Source organism: Caenibacillus caldisaponilyticus, from assembly GCF_002003465.1.
GTDB lineage: Bacteria > Bacillota > Bacilli > Bacillales > Sporolactobacillaceae > Caenibacillus > Caenibacillus caldisaponilyticus.
The window spans coordinates 1-26,528 of sequence record NZ_BDDQ01000001.1 but is presented as its reverse complement, the minus strand read 5'-3'; the positions used below and the strand labels follow the sequence as shown (position 1 = coordinate 26,528).

Genomic DNA, 26,528 nt, shown 5'->3' with positions numbered 1-26,528 from the left:
AGACAAAAATCATAAACTTTGCTATACTCCAAACAAGGATTCACATTTTGTAACTCAGTTACATACAATGGAACACACATTTTAGCCATTCTTTCCAAACGGATATTTCCTGAGGGTGTTTTCGTCATCAAAACGGATCATCGGTATTTTTTCTGCAAGAAAATGTATGCGTTTACAACTAAAAAATAAAGGTTGGTGAATAAGCAAATGAAAAAAAGGCGTTGGGCAATGGTCTCTTTAATCGCCATCGGAGTGATCATTAATTATTTTGATCGGATCAATATGTCCGTCGGCGTCAAACCGATGTCGGAAGAGTTCCATCTGAGCGCCGGCCAAGTCGGGATTTTGTTATCCGCTTTTGCTTGGTCGTATGCCATCCTGCAAATTCCCGCGGGCACGATTCTTGATAAAATAGGCGTCAAGTGGGTATCGCGGATCGGCACCATCATTTGGACAATTGCTTGTTTGCTTACCGCGGTAGCGAGCGGCCAGGGGCTTGTAATGTTATCACGGGTGTTGCTTGGAATCGGCGAAGCCCCATATTTCCCAGGCGCCGCGAAAGCGATCGGCTATTGGTTTCCGCGAAACGAACGCGGGACGGCCATCGCGCTTTATGATGCTCAGTCAAAATTCTCCAATGCCATTGGTACTCCCATTATCGCTTTAGTCATCATGTTATGGGGTTGGAGAGCGGCTTTTTATGTCACCGCGGCCTTCAGCTTGATTTACGTTATCGCATTTTGGATCATGTATCGTGATCCGCATGAAGACAAAAGGTTGTCCAAGGAAGAATATAACTATATTATGGAAGGCGGTGCCCAACAGCCGGGTGAATCATCGAGGAATGTTTGGCAAGATCTCGGCTACTTATTGACGAAACGAAAAGTTTGGGCGACGTTTATCGGGTTTGCCGCCTACGGTTACTCATGGTTCCTCTTTCTTACGTGGCTTCCCGGCTATCTCGCCACGGAAATGCACATGTCCGTATTAAAATCCGGCTGGTATTCGGCCGTACCATGGCTTGTCGGCACCGCTTCCGAGCTTTTAATTGGCGGTTGGCTGGTAGACTATTTAGTGAAAAAGGGCCATGACTTGACGCGCGTGCGCAAAACCACTCTTGTCATCGGTATGTTGCTCGGATTGACGGTCATCGGGGCGGCTTTCACGAGGAATCCGAACATCGCGATCATCTGTATTTCGATTGCCCTCGGCGGCCTTGTCATCACTTCGTCGATCGCCTACAGCATCCCAACCTTCGTCGCGCCCAAGGGCATGGTTGGCACGATGACAGGCATTTTAACGTTCGGGAATAACGCGATGGCTATTCTCGCTCCCATCGTCACTGGGTTCATCGTACAGGCGACAAACTCTTTCATGTACGCTTTCCTGGTCGCGGCGTTGTTCTTGTTGGTCGGCATTTTCAGCTATGTGTTTTTGCTCAAGGATCTCAATCCGATCGAACCGATGGAAGAACTTACAGTGAAAACAGCCCGCCAAAGCATCACAAACCTGTAACGACGCGAGCCGTCAAAATCATGGACAAGTTCTTATTAATCGAGTAGTAGGGGGGGCTAACCCCCCGTCCTCTTACACCATCTAACATACGTGTTCACACTAGGCGGTACGCCAATCTTGACGAAGTTCAAAATATATTTGCGTTAAACTCTTAAGCCCTTGCTTAAGCCAGTAGGCTTTGACAAGGGCTTTATTCAATTGAGGCGTCCTTGTCGTATGCCAGGCCTCTATCCGAGTGTTAGCTATCTCGAACACTTCGTGTTTTTTGAGCCCAAGGGCTCTTAGTTCACGAATTCGAGTTCTCACCTTTTTCCATTGGTGCCAATGGCATAGCCTCAATCTTCTTATCCACTCTTCCAGGCGCTTCAAGTGAGAGGGGATCTCAATTAACGCGAAGTACCCCATCCATCCCATGGTATATTGGTTGTGTTTCCGGATATGTTCCTCCATTGGAAGGCCCCAATTTGGATTCGTCAGTTGCCGGATTTTATTCTTAAACCGTTGAACGGATTTCAGGGCAAGTCGGATTCGAGCTTCTTGTTTGGACGTGAAGCTGAACCCTATAAACTTTCGTTTCCAGGGACGGTCGACCGCACTTTTTTCCTCGTTGACCTTGGGGTTAACTTCTTCTCCAGGTACTTTTGCATCACAGTTGGGATCCCCAACATCGGACGCCTCCGTTGGGTTTCGGGATTTCGATCTCTGGACAGGCGCCGGATTATAGGTTTCCTCGAACAAATGTCTCTTAATGGACTGATGTAGTCAAGCTTTTGTGGGCACTTTTTTGTACAATGCCATTTGAAAGCGTTTTTCTATTTTCTTAGCTTCCTTGCGTGAGGTCTTTCCAAGTATTTTAAATACCGATCTACCCTTTCAAAGCGCGATGAATCATCGTGCCTGAAGATTGTTTCATATAGGGGATGTTCTCTCGTACATCATTTACGATTTGCTTGATCAGCCTTTTACGGGTTTTGGTCTCTGGAGCCTTACGACCCGAACCGTTTGTTTCACGGTTCGGCACCCATTGCCCAAACCACGTTTTGACCTCCAACCGATCCTTGCCGGCAATCATCCATTGAGTCATCGCCTCTACACCGATGCGCTTCAACTGCGCCCATGGTAGAGGCGAGCTGCAAATTGGCTCATCAAGCCTTCCGAAGCCTCCATCGTACACAGCCTGTGCGTGTCTAACCCTTGCGAGCCACGCTTTATAATCCCGTAACGCTTCATTATGATTCGTGATTTACGCGATGAACGCCTCCAGCTTCGCTTCGTATTCCGGTGTAGCCATCGTTCCCACGGGACTGTTCAGCTCCACGATCAACTGCTCCGGATCATTCTCGTTCAGCGCCCGTCTCCCTTGCGGCCGTTAAAGGCCAAATAGTGTTCCAATAAAGCGATATAACGGCCGTTTTCCCGGTCTTGATAATTGTTGTTTTTGATGGTCAACGGACCGAACATCGTATCGATGTGAACGTCGCACCGTTCTTTCAAACGAAAGCGGCGTTTATCCTGCGCTTCGGCGATTTCAGTATCCATCTGTTCCAAAATTTTAGTCAAAACCTTGCCAAATATCTTCTGTAATACTTGAAAAACATAGCATTCAAGTTCTTCTAAAATCGGATATTCGGGTTATAATGTCTCATGTGAGGTCCTCCTTTGTTACTGTTTTTTTTTTTTTTGACAAACTCATTGTACAAAAAAGAGGCCCTCATTTCTTGTTTTCCTTCATTCTCTTACTGAACGATCGTCTGATGACCTTGGTGGCTAAGACTGGATGAAGATCATCTGCTCCTAGTCATCAAGGTCTATTTATTTAGCTAATATTACTATTTATTCTATTCCTTGCTCCTACAATTATTTTGCTCCTACGTGCGATTCGCCAGTTTATAAATGAAAAACTAGAACTCATCATGCATGAAGAAATAAAACATTTCCTTGAAATGGAACAGACTAAAACGTCGAATATGAAAAACGGCTACTATCAGGGAAACCTAGATACACAATACGGTCGGATTGAAGCCCTTTTGGTCCCAAAAGACTGAAACGGGTGATTTCAAACGCGGTTGTTTTCCCCTTACCAACGCTATACTGGCTGACTCAAAGAAGCTGTCATCAAGATGTTTCAAAGTGGCTTGAGTACAGGTGAGATTGACAAGTTTTAATGAACGAATTTTAGGAAATGCTTATTCTCCTGCAACGATCAATCGTATGACCGATGTCGTAAAGGATGACATCGAGAAATGACATACGCGTCCTCTACAAAAGCGATATTCGGTCTTATATTTGGATGAGTTGTACGTGAAACTTCGTCGAGAAACGGTAGAAAAAGAAGTTACTTATGTCGTGTTAGGTGTAAAAAAAAGATATCGGGAAATTCTTGATTTTTCGTAGGAGGAAAGGAAAGTACCTGTGGATGGCAAGAGATTTTTCAACAGCTCTACAAAAGAGGCATACAAGAAGAGCTTCTGGCGTATTCGATGGACTACCAGGCTGGTAGAAGCCTTTAAAACTGTTTATCCTAAAGCCAATGTACAGCGATGTGTCGTTTACATAGTCCGTAACACACTCAGTTGTGTTCGAAAAAAAGGCCAATTTGAAGTGGCTGAAGATCTCAAACTGATTTATTGCACCAAAAAAGGAAATAGCGTTACAGATGTTTCAGCTTGAGCTAAAATTGTCGAGTAAGTACCCGAGAAAAGTTCAATCTCGGAGTAATGAGTTGGATGTCCTTCTTACCTTTATGAATTATCCAAGCAGTATTCGAAATGTGATTTACACGACCAATGCATCGAACGATCAAGGAGTTTCAGAAACGTTTAATGTCGATGAACAGTATTAGCAGTTTAGAAGCCGCGGAAAAAGTCATGTATTAGATCATCCAAGACTATAATGAGAAATGGGCAGGGTGAAAGTTGCGAGGATTAGCCGAAGCTCATGAAGCCCTCTAGCGAATGTTTGAAGAACCTTATGATTAACCAAATAATGTGATTCTATAAGATAAGGGGAGCTCCCTTTTCACACAGGAGACTTAATATTCAGTTTCCTGTGTGGAAGAAACAGGCCCATTTTTTTCTAAATCCATTTTAGATACGTCGCGCGGCCAGACACCACCACTTTACCGTCGGGTTTGACGATTTCGGCAGTGCTGACCGCAAGTGTTTTGTCGCGGTGGTTCAATTTCTCCTTTGCCTTCAGATGGTCGACGTAAGCCGTACGAAAATAATTGATGTTCATCTTCACCGTGGACACTTAAAGTCGAACGGACGGCCGAGCCAACGGACGCATCGATGAGCGACGCTAGGACTCCTCCGTGGACGGAGCTTCTCCGCTGATGGAGATTCGGGGTAACCGCGAGTTCGATCTCCGCGTAGCCTTCCTTGATGACGGTTTCTTTCAGTCCGATATAATATAATACCAAAAAGGGCTCATTCCCGGTTCCGTTCTTCTCATACCCCGTATTTCACCGCTTTCCAGAGATCTTTGCCGACAAGATGGTAATGGCTGCCGGCGCGCTTATTGCTCATCCGCAGCCGCAACGGCCGCCCGCAAACCGAGGAGGTAACTCTCCACCCCGAACCCGCAAATTTGCCCTTTGACGATGTCGGCAAAAACGGATTTGTGGCGGAATTCTTCACGCGCATGAATGTTGGACATATGGATTTCAACGATGGGCACCGTCAAAATGGCCAGGGCATCCCGCAGCCCGTAGCTGTAATGGGTCCATGCGCCCGCGTTGATGACGACAGCATCGACATCCTCAAAATAGGCTCGATGGATCCTTTCGCACATCTCGCCCTCGTAGTTCGTTTGAAAACATTCCACTTCGACACCGAGTTCCCGAGCAAGGGCTTGCACTTTTTCGTTGATTTCATCCAATGTGACGGTGCCGTATTGTTCGGGGTCCCTTTTGCCGAACATGTTGTGGTTAATACCGTGCAGCATGAGAATCTTTTTCATAAACTTTCCCCCTTACCTCTCGATAATCATTCAACTCGATCAGCGTTTATGGATCGGTTTTCCTCGCTTCGCTGCCATCGAACAGATCGGCTTGAACGCTGTCTTTTTTTGCAAGCAACCCGTCATTAAAAGGAAACCTGACGTCCTTCCGTCACGTATTTTGCAAAATATTCTTTGGCAGACTGCAAACAACGACGCGCGTGTTCTTCATAGCCATATTCCTTGACGCGTTTTACGTGCGGCAATTCGATAGAGCAGGGAATCTCGGGTAATCGATTCACGATGCCGGCCACATCAATGCCACCTTCGCCCACATACAGCCGCTCTTCGCGGAGGATCCTAGTCATTTCTTCTGGGCTCGAAGGAATTTCGCCGGGGGCGTCGCACAAATGCAGGAAATGGAACCATTCTATCGGTACTTTATCCAAATCTTCGGGTTTGTCGCCGGCGCGATGGAAATGATGGATGTCGATCATGACGCCTGCATTTTCTTTTTTGACCGTATTTAAAACGTCCAACACGCCGGCGAGATTTGTGACGCTCGCAATCGGCACATACTCCAAATCCACCGTCAGCCCGTATTTTCCGGCGATGTCGCATAGCTCGGCGAAGCGTTCAAGATACAAATCACGGTCGCTTGTCCATATGCTACTCAACACATGGCGCCCGCCGAGTTCGGCAGCAACTTCCAGCGCCGGTTCATAACTTTTCGGATCCCTTTGATCATCGATGCGTGCCAATTCGATGTCTAGCAGTTCAAGGCCCGTTTCCTTCAAAGCCCTCTTGGTTTCCCTTAGCATTTGTTTATTTTCGATGAGGTTGTCCTTGTTCTCGCCGGGCAGGCCCATTTGGATGAGCCTAAAACTGACGTAATCATACCCCGCGCGCGCGGCGAGATAGGTCATTTCCGGCGGCGTGCATTCCAGCACGGTAAGGTGGGCCAACGAATATTTCCGACTCATGTAACTCCCTCCCATTGTGAAAATGCCCTGATCCGACGCCATTGAAGCGGTGAACGTTTCGCGGGCGCCTGACCCGTCTGCGCATGCATTTTTACCGGGTTTCTACCGCTACATGGTTTATGTTTTTGCCGGGAGAATAAATATCTAAAATGTTCCAATGCCCACCGGTCGGTGTCGGAATATTGACCATTTCGACATCGATGACGAACGGTTTGTTCGCTTTGACGGCTTTATCCAATGCCGGTTTGAATTCATCTGCGGACGTGATTTTGACGCCGTCCACGCCGTACGCCTTGGCGATGTCGGCGTAGTTTGGGGAATACGGTTTTCCGTCCTTTTTGAAGACGGTACCGAACGTCGTGTTAAAATGCGCTTGTTCCAATCCGGCTATCGTCCCGTAAGCGTAATTGTTCATTATGACCCAAACGACAGGGATGTTTTCTTCAACGGCCGTCGCCAGGAACGAGGGATTTTGCCCGAATCCTCCATCACCGACCAACGAAACGACGACTTTGTCGGGCCTCGCGATTTTGACGCCCAATGCGGCGGGCGCGCCGAAACCCATTGTGCAATAGCCGCCGGGCGTAAAAATAGTACCGGCTTCAAAAATCGGGAATTGTTGTCCGACCCCGTTTTTATTCCAGCCCACATCGGTCGTCAGGATGGCATCTTTCGGCAACACTTCGCGCACTTCGTATAAAATCCGTTCCGGGTGCATCGGGAAGCGATCATCGTGAGCGTTTTCGAGAATATTCTTTTGTAGTTCTGTCTTATAGGCGGCGATCCGTTGTTTCAGTTTTTGGTTGTCCCGCCCTTCCGGTACGATTTCTTTTGCCGCGCGGTTCAACGCAATGAGCGCTTGTTTTAAATCGGCGACGGCGCCGATTTCGACCGGGTAGTTTCTTCCGATTTCATTGGCGTCAATATCGATGTGAATCAATTTCGTCTTCGGAATGTTAAATGTGTATTCAGGTTCCCACGAACTGGAATCCGCTTCCCCAAATCGGGTGCCGAGCGCCAAAATCCAATCAGCGTTCAAGCACATCTTATTCACGAATTTAGTTCCCCAAAAACCGGTCATGCCTAGCGTCAAAGGATGCTCGTCGGATACGGCTCCTTTGCCCATCAGCGTGTAGGCGACCGGAATATTGAGATGGTCCACCAATTTTCTCAATTCTTCCGCGGCATCCGCGAGCATAATTCCGCCGCCGACGTAGAGCAACGGATTTTTGGCGTTGACCAATTTTTCAATAATTTCTTTTGCCAATTCATCATCAATCGAAGGTTTATGAATGTTTTTCGTATGTTGTTTGACCCTTTCAAACAGTGCTTCATCAACTTCTTTTGAAAAAACGTCCATCGGCACGTCCACGAGGACCGGCCCCGGCCGACCACTTTCCGCCAATTGGAAAGCTTTTTCCAGAATTTCCGGGAAGAGGTCCGGGTAGTCGACGCGCCAGGCGCGTTTGACAAAAGGCCTGTAAATTTCATATTGAGAGGCGTCCGCATGAAAATTGATTTCTTGGTGCGGATGTTTACCGAAGTAATGCGTCGGTACGTCCCCGGCGATGACGACCATCGGAATCGAGTCCAACGCCGCATTGGCGACCCCAGTGGCCGCATTAGTCAACCCGGGACCGAGATGACTCAAGACGACGGACGCATGCTTTGTGACGCGCGCATAGCCATCGGCCATGTGAGCGGCAATTTGTTCGTGCCGGACGTTCACGAAATGGATGGAGCTTTTATCGAGCGCTGCCAGGACGGCGATGTTCGTATGCCCGCAGAGACCGAAAATATGGCGAACACCGCGGTCTTCCAAATATTTTACCAGTAATTCTGACACCAATTTCTTCATGATTAACCATCAACCTCCTTGAAGCTCATCACAATTTTGCCCGTGTCACTGGATGCCGCAAGCTCATACGCTTTTTCGTATTCTTTGAAAGGCAGAATTTCGGATACCACCGGTTCGGAGTGGAATCCCGGGTCGCGTAAATATTCAACCGCTTTTTGGTAATCTTGAGGGAATTGATAGATAATGGATCCGTGGATCGTCATTTCCTTTCGCGCAATTAAGTAAATTGGAAGCCTCGCTTCCGGCGCGAGCCCGACGAGGATGAGCGTTCCGCCAGGTTCGACAAGTTGCACCGCGTTTTGCACACCTGCTTCCACGCCGGACATCTCGAACACAACGTCGAACGTTTCGCTACGGAGCTCTTCAAAGTAACAAGTCCGGATTTCCGCGTCTATTTTTCTCGCCATCTTGAATTTTGCGGGATTGATATCGACTGCCGTCACATCGGCGCCCAAATAACGGGCTAACGCCACCGCCAACAGTCCTTCGTTTCCGCAGCCGACAACGGCCACCTTCGTCCCTGCTCCTATGGCAGCTTTATTGAAAGCATGGACAACGACCGCGAGCGGTTCAACGAGGATTGCTTTTTCATCAGGCAGATCTTCAGGCACCTCGAGGACATACTTGGATGAAAGGGTAAACTCTTGTGCGAACCCGCCATCCATGTTGATGCCGAGTGATCGTTTGTTTTCGCATATATTTGTGAGCCCTTTTCTGCATTTATCGCATTCGCTACAATACGTATTCGGCAAAACGACGACTCTCGTCCCGATGGTGAAAAGCGCTTTTTCCCCTTTTTCAATAATCGTGCCGACGAGTTCGTGGCCGGCGCGGACCGGATATCGGGCATAAGCGACTTTTCCCTTATACACGCCGAGATCGGAACCGCAAATGCCGCCGTAAATCAATCGGATTTTGACTTCATCGCCGGACGGTGCCGGCAGCGGTGCACTATCTTTTAATTCCAATTTTTTCGGTTCCGCGACAATGAGTTCCAGCATTTTCCGCCCTCCCTTTAATCCGGAAACTGCAAAACAATCATTTTCATATCCGTCATTTCCTGAATTGCAAAACGCGGGCCTTCGCGGCCAATGCCACTTTCCTTCACACCGCCGTACGGCCAATGGTCGAGACGGAAATTCGACGTACCGTTGACGACGACGCCGCCGACTTCTAATTCCTTGGCGACTTTAAAGACGACGTCCATCTTGTTGGTAAACAACCCAGCTTGCAGTCCGAAGGACGAATCATTGACGGCAGCGATCGCTTCATCGATCGTACGGAACGGAATGATGCTCACGAGCGGGCCGAATACCTCCTGGCAGACGACTTTAGCTTCCTTCGGCGGATTGAGGAGAATCGTCGGTTTGACGGTCGCCCCTTGCCGTTCCGCGCCGGTCACGACTTCGGCACCGGACTGGACCGCTTCCTTAATCCAGCTCATGACGCGCTCCGCGGCTTTTTCATCCACCATGGAACCCACATCGGTCTCCTTGGATCGCGGATCGCCGATTTTGAGGCTTTCTACTTTTTTCTTCAACAATTTGGTAAACGGTTCGAGGACCGTTTCATGGACGTAAATTCTTTGGACCGAGATGCAACTTTGCCCGGAATTGCTGTAACCGGTTCTGGCGCATAAGTCGGCCGCTCTTTCCAGATCGGCGTCGTCATTGACTATCGTCGCCGCGTTGCCACCCAATTCCAACAAAACCTTTTTCATTCCCGCCAATGCCGCGATATTTCGAGCTGCGGTCACTCCGCCGGTGAAGGAAATGACGTTGACCCGGTCGTCTTTTACGATTTGCCGGCCGACGTCGACGCCACCAAGCACCATGTTGATGGCGTTTTTTGGCAAACCGGCTTCCAGCAAAAGTTTTAATAATTCCGTCGCGATCAATGGCGTTTGTGGCGCGGGTTTCAAGACGACGCTGTTGCCCGCCGCAAACGCCGGCCCGATTTTATGGCAAATCAGGTTCAACGGTGCGTTAAATGGCGTAATCGCAGCGACGACGCCGACCGGGACGCGGAACGTCATAGCCATCGCCTTCGCACCGCGTTGGGAGGCGTCTCCTGGAATGGTTTCCCCGATCAACCGTTTCGCTTCTTCCGCCGACACTTCCAACGTTTCGACAGAGCGCGAAACTTCATCCAGCGTGTTCTTCAGCGGTTTTCCGAGCTCTTCGGAAATATGCAGTGCAAATTCTCCTTTTCTTTCTTCCAATAAGGCGGAAGCTTTTTTTAAGATTTTCGCCCTTTCATACACCGGTATTTCAGCAATTTCTTTTTTCGCACGATCGGCCGCTGCAAGCGCGTTATCCACGTCCTTTTCCGTCGCGAGTCGTTGTTCGCCGATCACTTCGCCGGTGTATGGATTTTTGACAGGCTCAACCATCCGATTCGATGTGACCCATTCGCCGTTGATAAAGGACTGAGCTTTTCTCATTGATTGCACCCGCCTTCCGACCATTTTCAAAGAGATTTAGAGCGATCTAACAAAAAATTAACCTTTTTGCTTTTAGCATTCTTGGTAAACGGTTTTTACCAATTCTTTTCGCCGCGCGCTAACACCTCCTTTATTGGATCGATCTAACAAAACAAGCCCATCCAAACTTTTTATTCGCGCTAAGCCCACTTACCTGTAAGCGGTACCAACTTGAGATAAAAATCGACCGATGCAAGGTCCAAAGCTATCAATTAACGTTCCAATTTCACCTGGCCGGTCGGTTTCGGGTTTAATTGCGAACAAGGTCCGGCTTGCAGCATGTAACTGCCGCCGTCATGGCCAAGAAGATTTTTTACGCTTTTTGCCACACCGATCATTTTATCCAGATCAATCCCGGTATCAATGCCCATTTCATCCATCATATGGACCAAATCTTCCGTCGCCACATTGCCAGTCGCACCAGGAGCATAAGGACATCCGCCGATTCCTGCGACCGAACTGTCAAATTTCGTAACACCCTGTTGCAAAGCAGCAAAGACATTCGCCAAAGCCATGCCGCGCGTATTATGAAAATGCATCGAAAATGCCATGTCAGGGAACTCGTTTCTCAATACCCCGAGATATTCATAAACCTGCTTTGGATTTGCCATACCGGTTGTATCAGCAAGCGATACTTCCTTAACACCCATTTCTTTATAACGGTCGACAATTCCAATGAGCTTTTCGATCGGCACATTCCCTTCGTACGGGCAGCCAAAAGCTACCGAAATTGAACCACCAACGACCACTCGGTGCTTTTCCGCCAACTCAATGATTGGTTTGAAGCCTTGCAGCGCTTCTTCCACAAGGCAGTTGGCGTTTGATAAGCTGTGGGAATCGGTAGCAGAAAGCATGAGCTTGATTATTTTTATTCCTGCTTTGATCGCTCTTTGCGCGCCTTTCAAATTCGGAACCAAGGCACGGAATTTCACGTTCGTCAAATCTTCCGTGCCCTTAACCACTTCCTCCGCATCCCTGAGCTGCGGGATAGCTTTGGGATGAACAAAGGACGTCAATTCTATGAATCTCACACCGGTTTCCGCTAATGCACGCACGATGTTTATTTTTTCTTTTGTCGGGATCCATTCATGCTCCGATTGAAAACCGTCGCGCGGAGCAACCTCACAAATCTCAACTTTTTCAGGAAGACCTACAACGCTCATTAAATAACCCCTTTCGCTTTCAATGCGTCAAGTTCTTCATTCGACAATCCCAATTGACCGCCCAAAATCTCTTCATTGTGTTCGCCTAATTCCGGAGCGCGATAGCGTATGCTGCCTGGTGTTTTCGAAAAATTCGGGACGACACCAGGAACTTTGATTTTCCCTAACCGCGGATGTTCGACTTCGACGATATTTTTTCGGGCTTTATAATGTTCGTTTTCAAAAATATCTTTAATGCTCAAGATCGGGCTGACAGGTACGCCATACTTATCCAATAATTCTTGCAGTTCCTTTAAGTTATATTGATGGATCCAATCTTTCACGATTTGTTGGACTTCGTCGTCGTGCTTCAAGCGCTGTGAATTAGTGTTAAAGCGTTCGTCTTCGAGCATATCCAACCGTCCCATCGCTTTTGCCAAGCGGTTAAAGGTCGAATCCGTGCTGCAAACAAGGACAACATATTTACCGTCTTTTGTTTCATACGTACCCGCGGGACTGGAGTGACCGGCGAGCCCAGGAGTTCTTTCCCGAACTTTACCGGTTTGGTCGTATTCAGCGACCAAGAATTCGAGCATCCTGAAAATCGCTTCGTACAAGCCCATTTCAACGACCTGTCCTTCCGGATCGCCTGTGACGTCTCGGTAATACAACGCACAGACAGCCGCGAAAGCGGTATAAACGCCAGCAATATAGTCAAGCAAAGAATAAGAGGGACTGACGGGTGGTCGATCCGGATAACCTTGAATGTATGTATGCCCACTGAAAGCTGTGCATGGAGTACCGAATCCAGCCTTTTCTCGGTACGGTCCCGTTTGTCCATAACCGGAGATGCGAACCATAATCAATTTAGGATTTTCTTTCTTTAATTCGTCGTAGCCGAGACCCCACTTTTCCAATGTACCAGGGCGAAAATTTTCTATTAAAATATCATTATTTTTTAAAAGTTTTTTAAAAATTTCTTTTCCTTCTTCTTTGCGAATATCCAATGTGACAGATTTTTTATTTCGTGACATGCCGGGCCATCTTAGAGGTTCATCACCTTTCCACGGACCGACGGTTCTAAGTGTGTCGCCTTTTCTAGGTAATTCAATTTTTATGACCTCGGCACCGAGGTCGGCCAATAGAGTTGCACCGAACGGGGCGGCGATCATCGTCGAAACATCTATTATTTTTACGCCTGTAAGCGGTCCAAATTTCCCTTTTTCCATAGTACTCGCCTCCCTCTTCTAGTTTTTCTGTGTCAACAAGCCAAGAACATTGCTCCGTAAATTGTTGAGATGAATCTTCATCGCTTCCATGGCGGCAGCTTTGTCTCTTCTTTTTACCGCTTCCAAAATCTCATTATGTTCTTGAAAGGATTCAGAGTATCGTTCGGCCTTTTGCAAAGTTTGTTTACGCACTTGGCGGTAGAGATTCAAATTTGAATCCATAAATGAAACGAATACGAAATTGTGGGTTGCCTGGGCCAGTGATAAATGGAAGTTGCTGTCCGCATCGATTTCCTCTTCCGGTTTTTTCAGTTTCTCTTTCATTAAAACCAAAGCTCTACCCATTTTCTCGATGTCTTCCTCAGTTGCTCGTTCACAAGCAATTTCCGCAATTTTCGGTTCAAGTACTTCACGGGCCTCCAAAAATTGAATGACTGTGGATATTTCGATAACATCGATCGGGTTGACTTGATATTTTAATATCAATCTTTGGTCGACTTTCTGAATATACCGACCACCGCCCGGTTTGGAAACGATCAATCCTTCCGACTCAAGCACCCGGCATGCTTCACGCAAAGAAGTGCGACTACACCCCAATTGTTGCGCCAAATCCCGTTCGGGAGGCAGCCGATCGTTCGGTCGCAGTTTTCCCTCTTCAATCAACCGTTTGATCTGATCGACGATTTGTTCATAAACCCTTGGATTGTTTAATTCACGAAACATTTTTATAATCCTTTCTATATTTGGACTACTGGGCAGTCCAATCTAAATGCATTATAATATGTAAGCGATTAACTGTCAATTAATTAATTCCGTTATATAGAATCTAATTCCATTAAACGAAACTAATTTAAAATATTTAGTATAAAACCACAAATAAACCAATTTTTGGTTATACATAAACAGTATTTTTTATTGGTGCAAATTAAGGATTCATGCTCCTATAGATGATGGCTATACCATGATTTATCAAACGATTTTAAGATAAGTAAAAACTCATTAAGGACATTCCTCTTATCGTTCGATGAACCCCTAAAAAAAGAAAGGTCTTCCCTGTGGAATACCTTCCTGAATAGTCACGCGATCGGACGATTGGCGGTCCATTGTTGATGTTTATGTTTCGTATCTCGGTACAAATAGAACAAATATAATAGAACAGAAATGAACACCGAACAAGCGGCCGTGAGATAAATATCGGCATATCCGAAATGGGAGGCGATGAAGCCGTAGAAGAAAGCCCCAAAACCAATGCCTAAATCAAAGAACGAGAAAAACGTGGCGTTGGCCATGCCTTTGCGGTTCATCGGCGCCTTCTCAACCGCCCAGGCTTGCATGGCCGGCTGTATCGCCCCAAAACCGAAGCCAAATAAAGTGGCGGCCGTGATCAAGTAAACAAAATTTCCAAGATAAGCGAGGCACAGCATCGCGGCGATGATTAAAACGGCTCCGGGAATAAAGACCGCTTGGTGGCCTTTAAGGTCATAAATGCGTCCGGAAAACGTCCGGGACACCATCAAAGCGGCGGCGTAGACGATGAAATACCATTCGATGCCGCCGACCCCTTTTTGATGCGCGTAAAGAGGAAGAAAAGAAGCGATGCCGCCGAAGCACATCGTCATGAAAAACATGAGCGACGCGGGTTTCAACGCCGTCTTTTCGACGATATCCCATTTTTTATGCGGAGCGGCATTTTTTTCAACCGGTTTGTAATGGAGCATAGCTGCAAAGATGAGGGCGAGCAAACCGCCAAAAGCCGCTAACAAAAAGGTATAAGAAAAACCGATGAGCGAGACCAGGACCAAGCCGAGGCTCGGACCCAGGGCGAGCGCAATGTTGCCCGATAAGCCGAAGTAACCCATGCCTTCGCCGCGGCGTTTCTTCGGAATGATATCGGTTGCCACCGTCCCGCCGGCCGTCGTCGACATGCCCCAGCCGAGCCCTTGGATGATGCGCATGAGAAAAAGCAAAATGAGGCTCGACATAAAAGCGTAAGAACCGACGGAGACGACGAAGATGCCCAAACCGACGAGATAAACGAACCGGCGCCCTTTCGATTCCAAGGCATGGCCGACCCACGGCCGGATCAACAAGGCGGACAACGTGAAAATGCTGACGACGATACCGATGAGCTGATCACTGCCGCCGAGCTTTTCAACAAAGAGCGGCAGCGTCGGCAACGTCATTTGAAAGCCGATAAAAACAAAAAAGTTCGCTATACAAATAAACAGAAAGTCTTTCGTCCAAATTTTATCGTTCTCCTGTTTTAGGTCATACACGCTTTCCACGAAGCATCTCCTTTCCAAAAATAATGAGCCCGCAACCGGACGGCCGATCCGGATGAAGGCTTAACCGCAAGCATTCCTCATGATATATAAATATACACGAATTGTTTTAAAAAATAATGTCATATGCTTGAGACCGCAACGGAAGAAGAAGCACTTCCCGGCACCCCTCCGCCATATCGTCAACCCCGTTTCTAAACCATAACCCCTACCTTCTCGTTTGCCGCCATTTATGATACCGGTAGCGAGCATAAACGCCATGGTTGGCACCTGCCCGTCTTTCTATCTTTTGAAAAAGCCGCCTCAAACCCATGTAGGGTGCTCCCCTTCCAACAGGCGATTCTTGATGGCCCCTCATCCATCTTTGCAAATCCAAGAAACCTCGCTTTTGCTGAATCCATCGCTTCGACCCGTGCATCGGCCTTCGTGTGACCGCGCCATGAACATCAGCTTACTAAATTGTGGAAAACCGCGGTTTTTCAACTTACCCTATGCTCTAAAAAGTCATAGGAAATAACTCCCCTTTCACAATTTGGAAATCTAGAGGCGGTAATTCGTATTTATTAAAATTTAATAATTTACTATTTACAAAGCGACTTATATACGTATAATATATTATAATTATATAAGCGAGGGGTAAATAGAATGAAATCCAAAAATGGTTATTTGGATTTGCTTCGCATTCCTGCCTTTTCCGTCTTTCTAAGTGGACGAGTGGTTTCTGAACTCGGTGATATCCTTTTCACGATGGTCACCATGTGGTACATTCTCCAAACGACCGATTCCGCATTCGCGGCCTCGATTGTGCCCCTTGTTCCGGCTTTAACCTTTTTATTTTTATCCATGCCGCTTGGAACATTGACGGATCGTTTTTCAAAGAAAAAGGTTTTGATTTTTACGGAACTTTTTAGAGGTATCATTGTCTTTGCCGTTTTTATTTTAATGTTGACGGATCATCTTATCCCCGTCGAGATTTATCTATCGAACTTTTTACTCACCACAGGAGAGATCATGTTTGGGATCGCCCAACAATCGGCTTTACCGAATATATTGCCAAATAAGGAGAAACAATTGGGCCCGGCGAACGGATTGATGACTGCCGTCAAACGAACGGTAACGCTCAGCGGCTATGGGATTGGCGGCGTGATCATCGCCGCAATCAACAACTCGTACGCGATTTTATTTGATGCAATCACCTTTTTATTGAGTGCCTTAAGTTTTTTATTTATAAGAATTCCATCTATACAAAGCGAACTGAGAAGAGGAATGAAGGGGTTCCTAAAAGACTGCAGCGAAGGGATGAGATTTATTTGGAAACATGCGTCTTTAAGAATGCTCATCTTGTTTGGAGCGACGATTAATATGTTGGGAGCGCCGCTTCAATTCTTTACTTCTGTTTTTTCTAAAACCGTGTTGCATGCAGGGACGACAGGGTATGGTTTATTGGAAGCCGCGGCAGCTTTAGGTGAAATTATAGGCGCATTAATTTCCGGAAAGCTTTCCCACCGATTAAAATTAGGACACTGGATGTGTATTTCTTTCACTTTAACCGGCATCTCCTTGGTTCTTATGGTTTTATTTAAGAGTCTTTGGACATCGGTCTTGTTATTTGGATTATCCATGGGTGGCAACGCTTTATTAAATATTCCATTAATTACTTCCCTTCAGCTCTTTGCACCGGAAAATATACGCGGGCGGGTAATGGCAAGTTTCGGAATATTCTTCACGAGTTCCGTTCCTATCGGATTGGTGTTTGGAGGGTATCTTACCACGGTTTTGGGACCTATATTGATTTTTATGACCATCGGACTGATAAACATCCTTGGAGGGATCCTCGCCCTTTTTATAAAGCGTTTTTATGAAAATGCCATTACAGAAGAAAATGCATCTAAACGTTCAACCGTATAATTTAATCTAAGGTTAGCCGGATGCTTCGGAATGCCCGTCGACGTTATTTCAATCGATAGTCTGGGTAAAAGGGTTGGATTTACTTTTTTTGCGATCAGGGATCTTAACGACCTATGCGTACTATCCCAATTCGATTTTCACTGTGTTAAAACATTCGGCACCATGTGCGGACTCGCTTCTCATTCATCATGCTACAGCTCATACGTTCAAGCTTTTCTGTAATAAATCGACAGTTCATTCCACACCCACTTGTCCCTTTTATTAATTTGCATTCGATGGACTCTTGGTCAATAAAGAGATTTAAAATTCACACCACGATTCGAGGATTAAATTGTACAAGTAAACGCCTTGAAAGGCCTTAAAGACGTCTCATTCTCCTTTTCTTTAATCATCTTTTCATTAATCATTTTTGCTTGCACGTCTATTATGACGGGCTTTTTGTCCATATAGACAGCCGGTCAGTGCCCCTTCGGACGACCTTGATTTTCATATGCGGATGTTCAAGAGATATTCTTTTTTCTATGAGAGCGCTCGCGGCAACCGTCGCCCGCCCGTTCAGATCAAGTTGACAGCATCCTGCTAGGTGTTTGATTCGAGCGTGCTAAGATGTTACATTTCAAGAGGACGCCATGAGGTCTGCTTATGGACCTCACACGGGAGGTATTCAATTTGGTGAAAAACCATTCAAACGCATTGCCGGACATCCGCAAAACGGTGGTGCTGAACGCGCCGATTGAGAAAGTGTGGAAAGCCGTCTCGACTTCGGAAGGCATCGCGGCATGGTTTATGCCCAACACGTTTGAACCCGTTTTGGGCCATCCTTTCATCCTTCATGCCGGCCCTTACGGCGATTCGCCGTGCAAAGTCACGGAACTCGACCCGCCGAAGCGCCTTGGCTTCGATTGGGATAAAGATTGGCACGCGGTGTTTGAACTCAGGGCACTGGAAGACGGCAAAACGGAGTTCACGGTAATTCATTCCGGCTGGGATGCGACGAAGGCCACGAAGTTCGGACAACCGCATCCGGCCGTCCGGCAAATCATGGACAACGGATGGGAGAAAATCGTCAAGGAAATGCTCGTCGCCTATATTGACAGCCAAACTGAACACGAAGCATGACGACGCATAAAAAGCGGGAAACACGAACCGATGTTTCCCGCTTTTCTATGTGATTCGTCCAGTTATCAGGGACAAGCGTGCATTTCTATTTATAGCACATCATTTTTTCGACGCTTCAATGCTCGAGATCGACGATGACTTTTTTATTCAGTTCTTGTAAAAACACGTTGTTGAACGTCATGCCCCGAAGCTTGGCGTTTTTCGGGATCCGGTAAGTGACGGCTACCTCCAAGCTCTTGCCGGGAGGGACATAACCACCGCTCCAACTTTTATCCCCTTTGACGACCGAATAATAGACGGGCTTTTGCGTACCCGCATCTGTTTTGAGCTGCGAATACAACGGTTCAAAAAAGGTGTTGTTTGGGCCAGGGTTTTTATAGAACACTTGAACCGTGAGATATTTCATGTCCGGCGCCAGCTTTTCTTCATATTTGTCAATATGCGCTTTCGTTGCGGGGGGCATGTTGTCTGTCAAGCGGGTCACCGTCAGGGTGGAGGACGCAAATTCGACGGGTTCTCCCAGTTTCACCTTATAATCCTTTGTGGCATTGGGTATGGCGGAGCCGTTGTCCGTTTGCTTCGTTTTCTTCTTCGGAGCGTCTTGGTTTCCGGCGGTCACTTTCCCGCTCGTCGGCACCACTTTTTCTTGATGCGCCGGGCGGTCCGCTTCAGGTTTGGCCGTCGGCAAGGTGGTAAACATCATGAGGAGAAAACCGGCCATGAGTCCTGCGGCGGCGATTCCCAAGCCGAGCCGGAACTTTTTTTCCGTTTCCTTGAGATTGGCGTACGAGCCACGCACTCCTTGGGCCGGCATCATGCGCACCGCGCGTTCCGCCGGCAAAATGGCACCCATGATGCCGATGAGAATCGGGAGGCTTCCCATTGGAAGCAAAAAGCCGATCTGGTTGAGCGGCACTTGCCGGTACATGAACCCCATCATGGCGAAAGCCAGAGCCAGGCCGAGCAGAGCGGCCAGCAGGCCGGTCAGGCCGCCTTCCAATAAGATGAGGAGCCGGACCCCGCGGTCTGGCCAACCGACCGCTTTGAACAAAGCGATTTCCGTTTGGCGGTCGGCAACGTTTTGCCACATGACTTCCGCGGTCGTTAACATCGCGATCAACACGGCAACGGCCATCGCTATGTAATGTTGCGGGCCGACTTCCAGCGCGACGTATTCGCCGAGCAAAGTGGTATAAAGAATCCCTTTCAGCCGCCACGTGACGAACAGGAAGAAAATGAGCAGGCTGGCCGAAACGGCAATGGCGAGGAGTGACAAAAGGCTGCGCCGCCATGTGCCGAGCAAGTGGCCGAACGCGAGGGAAATCAGCCCTTTCGTTTGCAGAAACCGCCGCGAAACTCGTGAAACTTCTCCGGCGTGGATGGCTTCCAAGGGACGGATGCGCATGGCGGAGACGGCGGGGATCACCGCGCCCAACCCATAGATGGCGAAGCCGAATCCCCCGGCCGACAAAACGCGGAAGAGCGTCGTCTCGGTTTGATGGACCGATAAAACGAGGGCGAGGATCGCCCAGGCGACGATTGCCACAAAAGCGCCGATCAGCCCCGCTTCCCAAAAAATCATGTTCGCCAATTGCCGCGGCCGCCAGCCGACCGCCAGCAAGACGGCCAATTCTTTTCGGCGCGCCAGCATGGAGACGAGAAGAGAACTGAAGACATAAATGACGGCGACCAGTATGACGCTGGCGATGACGCCGGAAAACCCGACTTTCGTTTCTTGAAAAATCGTGAAGGTCGACCCGATTTTGACCCAAGGCTGCTCAATCCAGCCGATGGAAGGCCGGCCTTGGATGGACGGAATGTGCGTCAACACGAGCTGCGGCGAAGAGCCGAGGGTGATGTCCGCGATCAAGCCGGTTTCGGCAGTGATGCGGTCGGCGATGTGTTGCAGTTTTTTCTGGCTGGCTTCATTGAACTGATGGACGCCGGCCACTTTAATGCGAATGGCGGAAATCGGCTTGTCTCCGAGAATTTTTGCCGCGGCATCGATCGTCGTCAAGACCGTCGGGGGTTGGGTCAAAAAATCATAGGGATCATCCGAAGGCTTGACCTCGATGGGGGGATTCACCGGCTTGCCTTCCGCGTTCAGCACCAGTTTGGCGGAGGCCGGGCGGTACGTTTCCATGGGGAGCTCCGTCAACGGGTCTTGGGCGATATCGAGTTTCTTGGGGTCATAAATGCCGATGGGCCGGATGAAGACGCGGGGCCAGTCCGAACTTTGTTTCCCGAATGCGCTTTTGGGCCGGTAGGTTTCGGCCGGATCGGTGGGAAAGATCGGCGGATCGCGAAAAATCTTCGTTTCATAGGCGTACGGCCATTGCTTCGGATAGGGGCTGGACACCGGCCGCAAATCCAAAGGGCTGGGTTTATCGCTGATCCAATGGAATCGGGTACGAACGCGATCCATATCAGGATCGACTTTCTTTCCCGTTTTTGGATCGATTCCGGTAAAGCTTTCGATTAAATACCGTTGGGCCTCCCCTTCAGTAAAAGTGTAGGTGCGCCGATCCGTCGCTTTGATCGTATCCAAATATTTTGCGCCGCCTTTTTCCTTGACGGTTTCCATGATTTTAGCCGCTTCATTCGCGCTTTGAAAAGGCAAGTCGAGACGTTCAATCGTGTAAGTATATTTTTTATCCACCGCCGGCCTAGCATTGAGCAGTGCGGGGATGTAGGTATCCGTAGTCCCGAGACTGGTGGTGTTTTGAGAGGGTTCATCGAAGTCTTCAAAGTAACGGCTTTCGTCGCTTTTGATCACCGCGTGATCCAAACCGACCAGTTTGGCTTCCGCCTTGGGATCAATGCCGGCCAGTAAAACATAGGCATCGGTCGCCAATTCCAGCTGACGGTCTGTGATGACGTCGACTCCATATTTCGGATCTGCCTTCGGCGGCCACCAAGGGCCAAAGGTATAATAATCGTTCCATTCCCTGACAACGGTCTTTGGGCCCGTATGGATGGCTTCGTGGTTATGGATGCGATAGATGCCGCTTTTTTCAAAGGTTATTTTTGTCAGGCTTATTGGATTAAAAATATAGCCGATCATGGCGATCGGGGCGGCCACTTCCACTCCTTCGATCTTTTGGATTTTATGGTATTGGTCGAGACTGATTCCTCCGGAGAGCCCGCTTAAATAATTGGATTCCAAAAGATGTTTGTCTTCCGTCGCGCTTCTGGATCCGGGCGGGCGGACGACGATATCGTAGGACGCCGACCACTTTTTCTCAAGGGCGTCGACGACCGTCCCGGCATTGGATTGCACCATGCCGACCAGGTCGCTCAAACCGGAGCCGACGATGAGCGCGCCTGCGACCAGCAAAATGAAGCGCTCTTTATGCCGCCACCAATTTCGCCAGATAAAACGGAGCATTCCTTTTCACCTCCGCCGGTTGTTTTGTTTTTAATATTTTGATATTTATATTTATGCAATAGGTTTCCATATATTTCTATTTTATGATATCAAATGTTCTTGGTTTATAAGCATATTAAAAAGGCTATTAATGTTAGATAATGGACTGCTTAATTCAATTTTACCCTTTGTATTTACTAATATGGCATGGGGAACAGCATGGATAAGATAAATTTGAGAAACATGGGACGAACGAATATAATAAAGTTCATTGTTTAATGCTTTTTTAATATGAGTATCGTCATTCAAGGTATCATGATTGATTAAAATAAAATTTATATCGTAATTCTCTGTTATTTTTTTAAGGTGCGGTAAAAAAGATTTACATACCGGGCAATTAGTACTGATAAATAATAATAGTGTATTCTTTTTCTTAAATAATTCTTTTGCAACAACCTTATTTCCGTTCTCGGCAAATACTCGAAATAATGGGGCATTTCTTCCGAGTTCCAAAGTCGAAAACTGAATCCCTCTTATGGACTGTATTTGTTTTAAAAAGTTACTGTTATACTTCAAGAAGTAATAAAAAATCCCTAATTCACCAACAAGAAGTATAAGTATCACCATTAAAATAATATTTATCCAATTCAATTAGCAGATCCTCCTTAATATGAGTTTCCCAATTTTTATGAAAGCATCTTTTTAATTTTTCGCGTCAAAACAACATTTTGTCTAATTTCTCTTATTATTCCATATAAAATTAAAACACCTGTAGCAAGAAGAATATATGATAAAATTTCCTCAAGGCTGAGTTGAATTAATGCAACAGTAGTATTTTTTTCTATATATAGAAATATGTATATTGCAATTAAACAAAGATTACGGATAATCAAACCTATACTTAAATGATCATGATCTAAAACGCTTCCACAGCCACAAGAAATATTAGTGTTTCCCCTTAATAAATTAATTAAAATGGCCAAGGAATAGGTAAATAAGATTAGCAAAAAAACCATAAAATTGAGAAACGTAATACCAGTTAGAAACAAGGAGAAGCTAATGAATAATTCACCGATGACGAACAAAACAAGAAACCATTTTATAAGAGCTCCCTTAATAATCTTATAAGCCTCCATTGAACCAAGATGCTTACGCCAATGCATGACTTTGTCAGTTGAAGTTGTTAAAAACATAATGCCTATAAATACAACTCCCAAATTCCATAAGAACGGCATTAAATCATGACCTCCCTATTATCTTTGGTAATATACCACTTGCTTTGTAATTCGTACATTTTACTATATTCACCTTTTAAATTTAATAATTCTTGATGTGATCCTCTCTCTATAATTGAACCATCTTTCATTAATAATATTTCATCAGCTAGTTGGGCCGCTCCAAGACGATGAGTAATGTAAACAAGGGCTTTTGACTTTGATTTTTGAATTAGCATTTCTAAAGTTTCAATCTCGCTTTTGGGATCTAAGGCGGCGGTTGGTTCATCTAAAAAAATCACATCACATTGGCGAAAAAGGCAACGAGCTAAAGCGATTTTTTGCCATTGTCCTCCTGAAAGTTGATAACCTCCGTCAAAATATCTGCCTAATTGTGTATCATATTGCTTTGGTAAACCCATTATGTACGCATCCATTTCAGTTAGATTGGCTGCAACTCTTATTTTATTAATATTATTAATTTCGCGAATATCACCAAAGCCGATATTTTCTAAGGCAGTTAATTCATATTGGTTAAAATCTTGAAATAGAACTGCTATGCGGTTCTGATATGAAGAAAGATTTAAGGTTTCAAGAGGAATACCATTTATGGTAATAGCCCCCTTGGTTTCATAAAGACCTACTATACATTTAATTAAAGTGGTTTTTCCGGAACCATTTTCCCCGATAATCGCTATCTTTTTACCCGGAACAATATGTAAATCTATATTTTTTATCGTTGTTTTCGTAAAGGATGGATAACTGAAAGATAATTGTTTTATTTGTATACTCTCTATTTTTTTAATTTCCAGTCCACTATCTAAGTTTTTTACTTCATTCATTTTTAAGAACGAACGGAAATCATTTATGATTAAGCTGGACTCGTAAAATCCGGAAACCAAATTAGATAGACCATTTAATGTTCCTTGGATTTGCTGAATCGCCTGCAGAACAGCTACCAAACTTCCAATTAAAATTCGTCCATGACTGATTAAAAATAAGGCTAATATTCCTGAGGCAGCATATGTCAATAATGATATACATTGGGCAGCCAGAAGTAATTTACTCTGCCTTTTTAATAGATCTAGATTTTTATTCGTAGTTGTTTTGTAATAATTTTCCCATTTTTTAACTAAATAATTTTCTAAACCAAACAATCTTATCTCTTTTTGAGACTGATGTTGTTCCAATAAATTTGCAATATAACTTTCCCTTCTATTGTATGGAGTCAGGAAACCAGTGAGTTGATACCTTTTTCTTCCAAATTTCATTTGAATATTAAATACCGGTATAATCCCCAAAACTAGAAAAGAAATGAATCCCCAACTAATTGATAAAAGAAATCCAAAAATTGAAAATATAGAAAGCATCATTGCCAAAAAATCTAATCCGTCAGTTGAAAGTTTTATTATTCGGTTTTGATTCATGTTAATTTTATTAAAATTGTTTTGAAACTCCGGATTTTCAAAATCGTTGAATGGTAAATGTTTTATTTTTTCGAATACTTTTTCATTTAGATAGAGGTTTACGGCATTTTCAATTTTTTTAATTTCTATTTGAGATCGTTGTTGAAAAAAATAGGCTGTAAGTATTATGATCACTTGTAAAAGAAATAAAAATAAAACATTCAATAAAGTGCTCTTCCCTCGAATAAGAGACATAACTTGATTGATTAATTCTTGAGAAATAAAGATTAGAACGGTAGGTATAACGCCGGAAGAAATTTTTAAACAAGTTAAGATGAAAAATGATAATTTACTCGTATTCCAAGTTAAGCGGAAACTATACCAATAGGAAGAAATTACTAGTCTGAATATAGTCAATTTTAACCACTTCCACTAAATATGAAGGTATTGACATTTTTAATTCTACAGAATAAAATCTTATTTGTAAATATAATAATTTGGGAGTAAAGAGGAATGTTGATTTTACAACTATTTTTAGTAGCAACTTCCTTAACTATTTTGATCCTACTGTATAAGAAATTAATTACTTGGTGGATAAAGTTTAAAAAATGGCAAAAAGAAATCTTTTATAACAATGATCAAGCCGAAAACCAAGATCTTACAGGTCAGAAAGCTCCTTTTTTTTATGCTGTTTCTTTAAAGACAGGTAAAATAATAAGTATTGAACAAATCACGAATGGACAGATATTCGTAATTATTTTTATGGACTCCACTTGTGCTTTCTGTAACACCCATTTCGAGGCATTTTCCCAAGACATTCAAGATTTTTCATTTGCAAATTACGCAATAATTATGCCTAAAGAACAAAAAAGTTATGCCGAAGAGTACTACAAGTTATTCGATGGAAAAATCAACGTTTATTTAGTTGATAATGATGTTTATGAGAAATATAAAATACATTTTTTCCCTGCCTTTGTTTTACTTGATGAAAAACAAACCATTATAAAAATGACCCCGATTCCTGCATTTTTACTAAATGATTTTCGGTATCGTTTACAACATGGATTAACATAAATTACATTTTTAAGGGAGGTGAGGAGGATGTCATTTGAACCAAGCTACGTCCCTTGCAGTGATTCGCATTATTACCTCTATACTAACTATCATTGTTGTTCAGATTCAGCCTGTTCACGCATGATGAAGCAGCAAGCGTTGTGTGCAACGGTATATGATAGCCGAAACAACACTCTTTGCTATACAAATTATGCAGTTAGTTGTCCTTGCTAAACCAAAAATAAAAACATGATTTTAAAGGCTGACCTAATTATTTGGTCAGCCTTTTTATTTTTTATAAATATTTTCCAAACTTACTCTATACTTCAATACATAATAAATTTACGATAATACACAACTTGATAGAACACGGCAACGTTCCTTGTTTTCTTTCTGGTATATGCTTTGTTATTAATTGAGGGAAATGGGTCAAGTCCATTTTATTGTGTAAATTTCCCTTTGATAGAAAGATGGACCTGATGACCTGACGTATGGCAGGTAAGTCCGGCAAGTCTCCCTGCCGGTCGCCTTCCCGGACTAATGATCATTGTTGTCAAAGTACAGGTGTGTCAAGGCGCTTTCGCGGCAACTCCTCGCTTCCGAGGTATTTCACGTTCTCCTTGACACGTCGAAGAAATTATCCCACTTTCTTGATCGCCGAAACTTCCTGATTCATCGTTTGAACGCCTAACTCTTTCGTTTTCCGCCACTGCCAATAGTCGGACATATCCAGGTATTTGCGTCCCGATATCCATTTTTCGTCCATTTCGATCAACACGGCGCCTACGAGGCGATACACCGATTCCCGGTTCGGAAAAATGCGGATCACCCGTTCTCTGCGGCGGATTTCCTCGTTCAGCCGTTCCACCCCGTTGGTCGTGCGCAGGCGCCGCCGGTAACGGTCCGGATAGTCCAATACGGCGGTGGCGTCTTCGAATCCCTCTTCGAGGATTTGCATGGCTTTTGGGGCTTTTTCTTCCCATTTGGCCAGCACTTGTTCCAATAACAGCCGGGCCGCCTGCTTATTGGGG

22 protein-coding genes and 1 pseudogene are annotated in these 26,528 nt (G+C 45.5%); 5 read left to right on the top strand and 18 right to left on the bottom strand.

Features of this window, described 5'->3' with window-relative positions; all coding sequences use genetic code 11:
• The first annotated feature begins 207 nt into the window (after positions 1-207).
• A complete protein-coding gene (locus CCB157_RS00115) occupies positions 208-1,515 on the top strand; it encodes an MFS transporter (protein WP_077613895.1) in 1,308 nt (435 codons plus the stop codon).
• A gap of 99 nt (positions 1,516-1,614) precedes the next feature.
• On the opposite strand, the gene CCB157_RS17870 is transcribed toward CCB157_RS00115, so the two are convergent.
• The 3 genes from CCB157_RS17870 to CCB157_RS00100 all read right to left on the bottom strand — a co-directional run bounded on the left by CCB157_RS17870 (position 1,615) and on the right by CCB157_RS00100 (position 3,135).
• The gene (locus tag CCB157_RS17870) at positions 1,615-1,965 is read right to left on the bottom strand and encodes a group II intron maturase-specific domain-containing protein (RefSeq protein ID WP_238594537.1); all 351 of its coding nucleotides are present in this window, start codon (positions 1,963-1,965) and stop codon (positions 1,615-1,617) included.
• Between the two features lie 415 nt (positions 1,966-2,380).
• Positions 2,381-2,599, bottom strand: a complete 219-nt coding sequence (locus CCB157_RS00105; RefSeq protein ID WP_143286853.1) for a hypothetical protein — start codon at positions 2,597-2,599, stop codon at positions 2,381-2,383.
• Between the two features lie 260 nt (positions 2,600-2,859).
• The gene (locus CCB157_RS00100) at positions 2,860-3,135 is read right to left on the bottom strand and encodes a UPF0236 family transposase-like protein (RefSeq protein WP_077613893.1); all 276 of its coding nucleotides are present in this window, start codon (positions 3,133-3,135) and stop codon (positions 2,860-2,862) included.
• Between the two features lie 681 nt (positions 3,136-3,816).
• Here CCB157_RS00100 and CCB157_RS17865 point away from each other — a divergent pair.
• Positions 3,817-4,185: pseudogene (locus tag CCB157_RS17865) on the top strand (transposase).
• A gap of 405 nt (positions 4,186-4,590) precedes the next feature.
• On the opposite strand, the gene CCB157_RS17860 reads toward CCB157_RS17865, so the two are convergent.
• From CCB157_RS17860 to CCB157_RS00045, 10 genes are all read right to left on the bottom strand, one after another.
• Positions 4,591-4,752 (bottom strand): hotdog family protein, encoded by a 162-nt coding sequence (locus CCB157_RS17860; RefSeq protein WP_369688648.1) that lies wholly within the window; start codon positions 4,750-4,752, stop codon positions 4,591-4,593.
• Positions 4,753-5,031: 279 nt separating this feature from the next.
• Positions 5,032-5,475 (bottom strand): type II 3-dehydroquinate dehydratase, encoded by a 444-nt coding sequence (gene aroQ, locus CCB157_RS00085; RefSeq protein WP_077613892.1) that lies wholly within the window; start codon positions 5,473-5,475, stop codon positions 5,032-5,034.
• A 125-nt stretch (positions 5,476-5,600) separates the two neighbouring features.
• Positions 5,601-6,437 (bottom strand): sugar phosphate isomerase/epimerase family protein, encoded by an 837-nt coding sequence (locus CCB157_RS00080; RefSeq protein ID WP_077613891.1) that lies wholly within the window; start codon positions 6,435-6,437, stop codon positions 5,601-5,603.
• A 91-nt stretch (positions 6,438-6,528) separates the two neighbouring features.
• Positions 6,529-8,295, bottom strand: coding sequence for a thiamine pyrophosphate-binding protein (locus CCB157_RS00075; RefSeq protein ID WP_077613890.1), 1,767 nt, complete (start codon positions 8,293-8,295; stop codon positions 6,529-6,531).
• A 2-nt stretch (positions 8,296-8,297) separates the two neighbouring features.
• Positions 8,298-9,296, bottom strand: a complete 999-nt coding sequence (locus CCB157_RS00070; protein WP_077613889.1) for a zinc-dependent alcohol dehydrogenase — start codon at positions 9,294-9,296, stop codon at positions 8,298-8,300.
• A 14-nt stretch (positions 9,297-9,310) separates the two neighbouring features.
• A complete protein-coding gene (locus CCB157_RS00065) occupies positions 9,311-10,738 on the bottom strand; it encodes an aldehyde dehydrogenase family protein (RefSeq protein WP_077613888.1) in 1,428 nt (475 codons plus the stop codon).
• A 251-nt stretch (positions 10,739-10,989) separates the two neighbouring features.
• Positions 10,990-11,940, bottom strand: a complete 951-nt coding sequence (locus tag CCB157_RS00060) for a hydroxymethylglutaryl-CoA lyase (RefSeq protein ID WP_077613887.1) — start codon at positions 11,938-11,940, stop codon at positions 10,990-10,992.
• Entirely contained in the window at positions 11,940-13,148 is a 1,209-nt protein-coding gene (locus CCB157_RS00055) for a CaiB/BaiF CoA transferase family protein (protein WP_077613886.1), read from the bottom strand. Before CCB157_RS00055 ends, CCB157_RS00060 begins: the two co-directional genes overlap by 1 nt.
• Positions 13,149-13,166: 18 nt before the next feature.
• On the bottom strand, positions 13,167-13,871 hold the full coding sequence (locus tag CCB157_RS00050) for a FadR/GntR family transcriptional regulator (RefSeq protein WP_077613885.1): 705 nt from the start codon (positions 13,869-13,871) through the stop codon (positions 13,167-13,169).
• Positions 13,872-14,224: 353 nt separating this feature from the next.
• Positions 14,225-15,433 (bottom strand): MFS transporter, encoded by a 1,209-nt coding sequence (locus CCB157_RS00045; RefSeq protein WP_143286852.1) that lies wholly within the window; start codon positions 15,431-15,433, stop codon positions 14,225-14,227.
• A gap of 642 nt (positions 15,434-16,075) precedes the next feature.
• Here CCB157_RS00045 and CCB157_RS00040 point away from each other — a divergent pair.
• Both CCB157_RS00040 and CCB157_RS00035 read left to right on the top strand, forming a co-directional pair.
• Positions 16,076-17,338, top strand: a complete 1,263-nt coding sequence (locus CCB157_RS00040) for an MFS transporter (RefSeq protein ID WP_077613883.1) — start codon at positions 16,076-16,078, stop codon at positions 17,336-17,338.
• A 642-nt stretch (positions 17,339-17,980) separates the two neighbouring features.
• On the top strand, positions 17,981-18,457 hold the full coding sequence (locus tag CCB157_RS00035; RefSeq protein ID WP_077613882.1) for an SRPBCC family protein: 477 nt from the start codon (positions 17,981-17,983) through the stop codon (positions 18,455-18,457).
• Positions 18,458-18,572: 115 nt separating this feature from the next.
• Here CCB157_RS00035 and CCB157_RS00030 read toward each other — a convergent pair whose 3' ends face one another.
• The 4 genes from CCB157_RS00030 to CCB157_RS00015 all read right to left on the bottom strand — a co-directional run bounded on the left by CCB157_RS00030 (position 18,573) and on the right by CCB157_RS00015 (position 24,861).
• Entirely contained in the window at positions 18,573-21,845 is a 3,273-nt protein-coding gene (locus CCB157_RS00030) for an ABC transporter permease (RefSeq protein ID WP_077613881.1), read from the bottom strand.
• An 81-nt stretch (positions 21,846-21,926) separates the two neighbouring features.
• Entirely contained in the window at positions 21,927-22,475 is a 549-nt protein-coding gene (locus CCB157_RS00025; protein ID WP_143286851.1) for a TlpA family protein disulfide reductase, read from the bottom strand.
• 35 nt (positions 22,476-22,510) lie between these two features.
• Complete coding sequence (locus CCB157_RS00020; RefSeq protein ID WP_077613880.1) at positions 22,511-23,059, bottom strand: MauE/DoxX family redox-associated membrane protein; 549 nt, start codon at positions 23,057-23,059, stop codon at positions 22,511-22,513.
• Positions 23,059-24,861, bottom strand: coding sequence for an ABC transporter ATP-binding protein (locus tag CCB157_RS00015; RefSeq protein WP_077613879.1), 1,803 nt, complete (start codon positions 24,859-24,861; stop codon positions 23,059-23,061). The genes CCB157_RS00020 and CCB157_RS00015 overlap by 1 nt, the downstream gene beginning before the upstream one ends.
• Positions 24,862-24,957: 96 nt before the next feature.
• Between CCB157_RS00015 and CCB157_RS00010 the strand changes: the two genes are divergently transcribed.
• Positions 24,958-25,518 carry a peroxiredoxin family protein gene (locus CCB157_RS00010; RefSeq protein WP_077613878.1) on the top strand — a complete coding sequence of 187 codons (561 nt, stop codon included), beginning with the start codon at positions 24,958-24,960 and terminating at the stop codon, positions 25,516-25,518.
• 616 nt (positions 25,519-26,134) lie between these two features.
• Here the strand turns inward: CCB157_RS00010 and CCB157_RS00005 are convergent.
• On the bottom strand, positions 26,135-26,528 hold a 394-nt coding region (locus CCB157_RS00005), incomplete at its 5' end, for a transposase (RefSeq protein WP_193432236.1).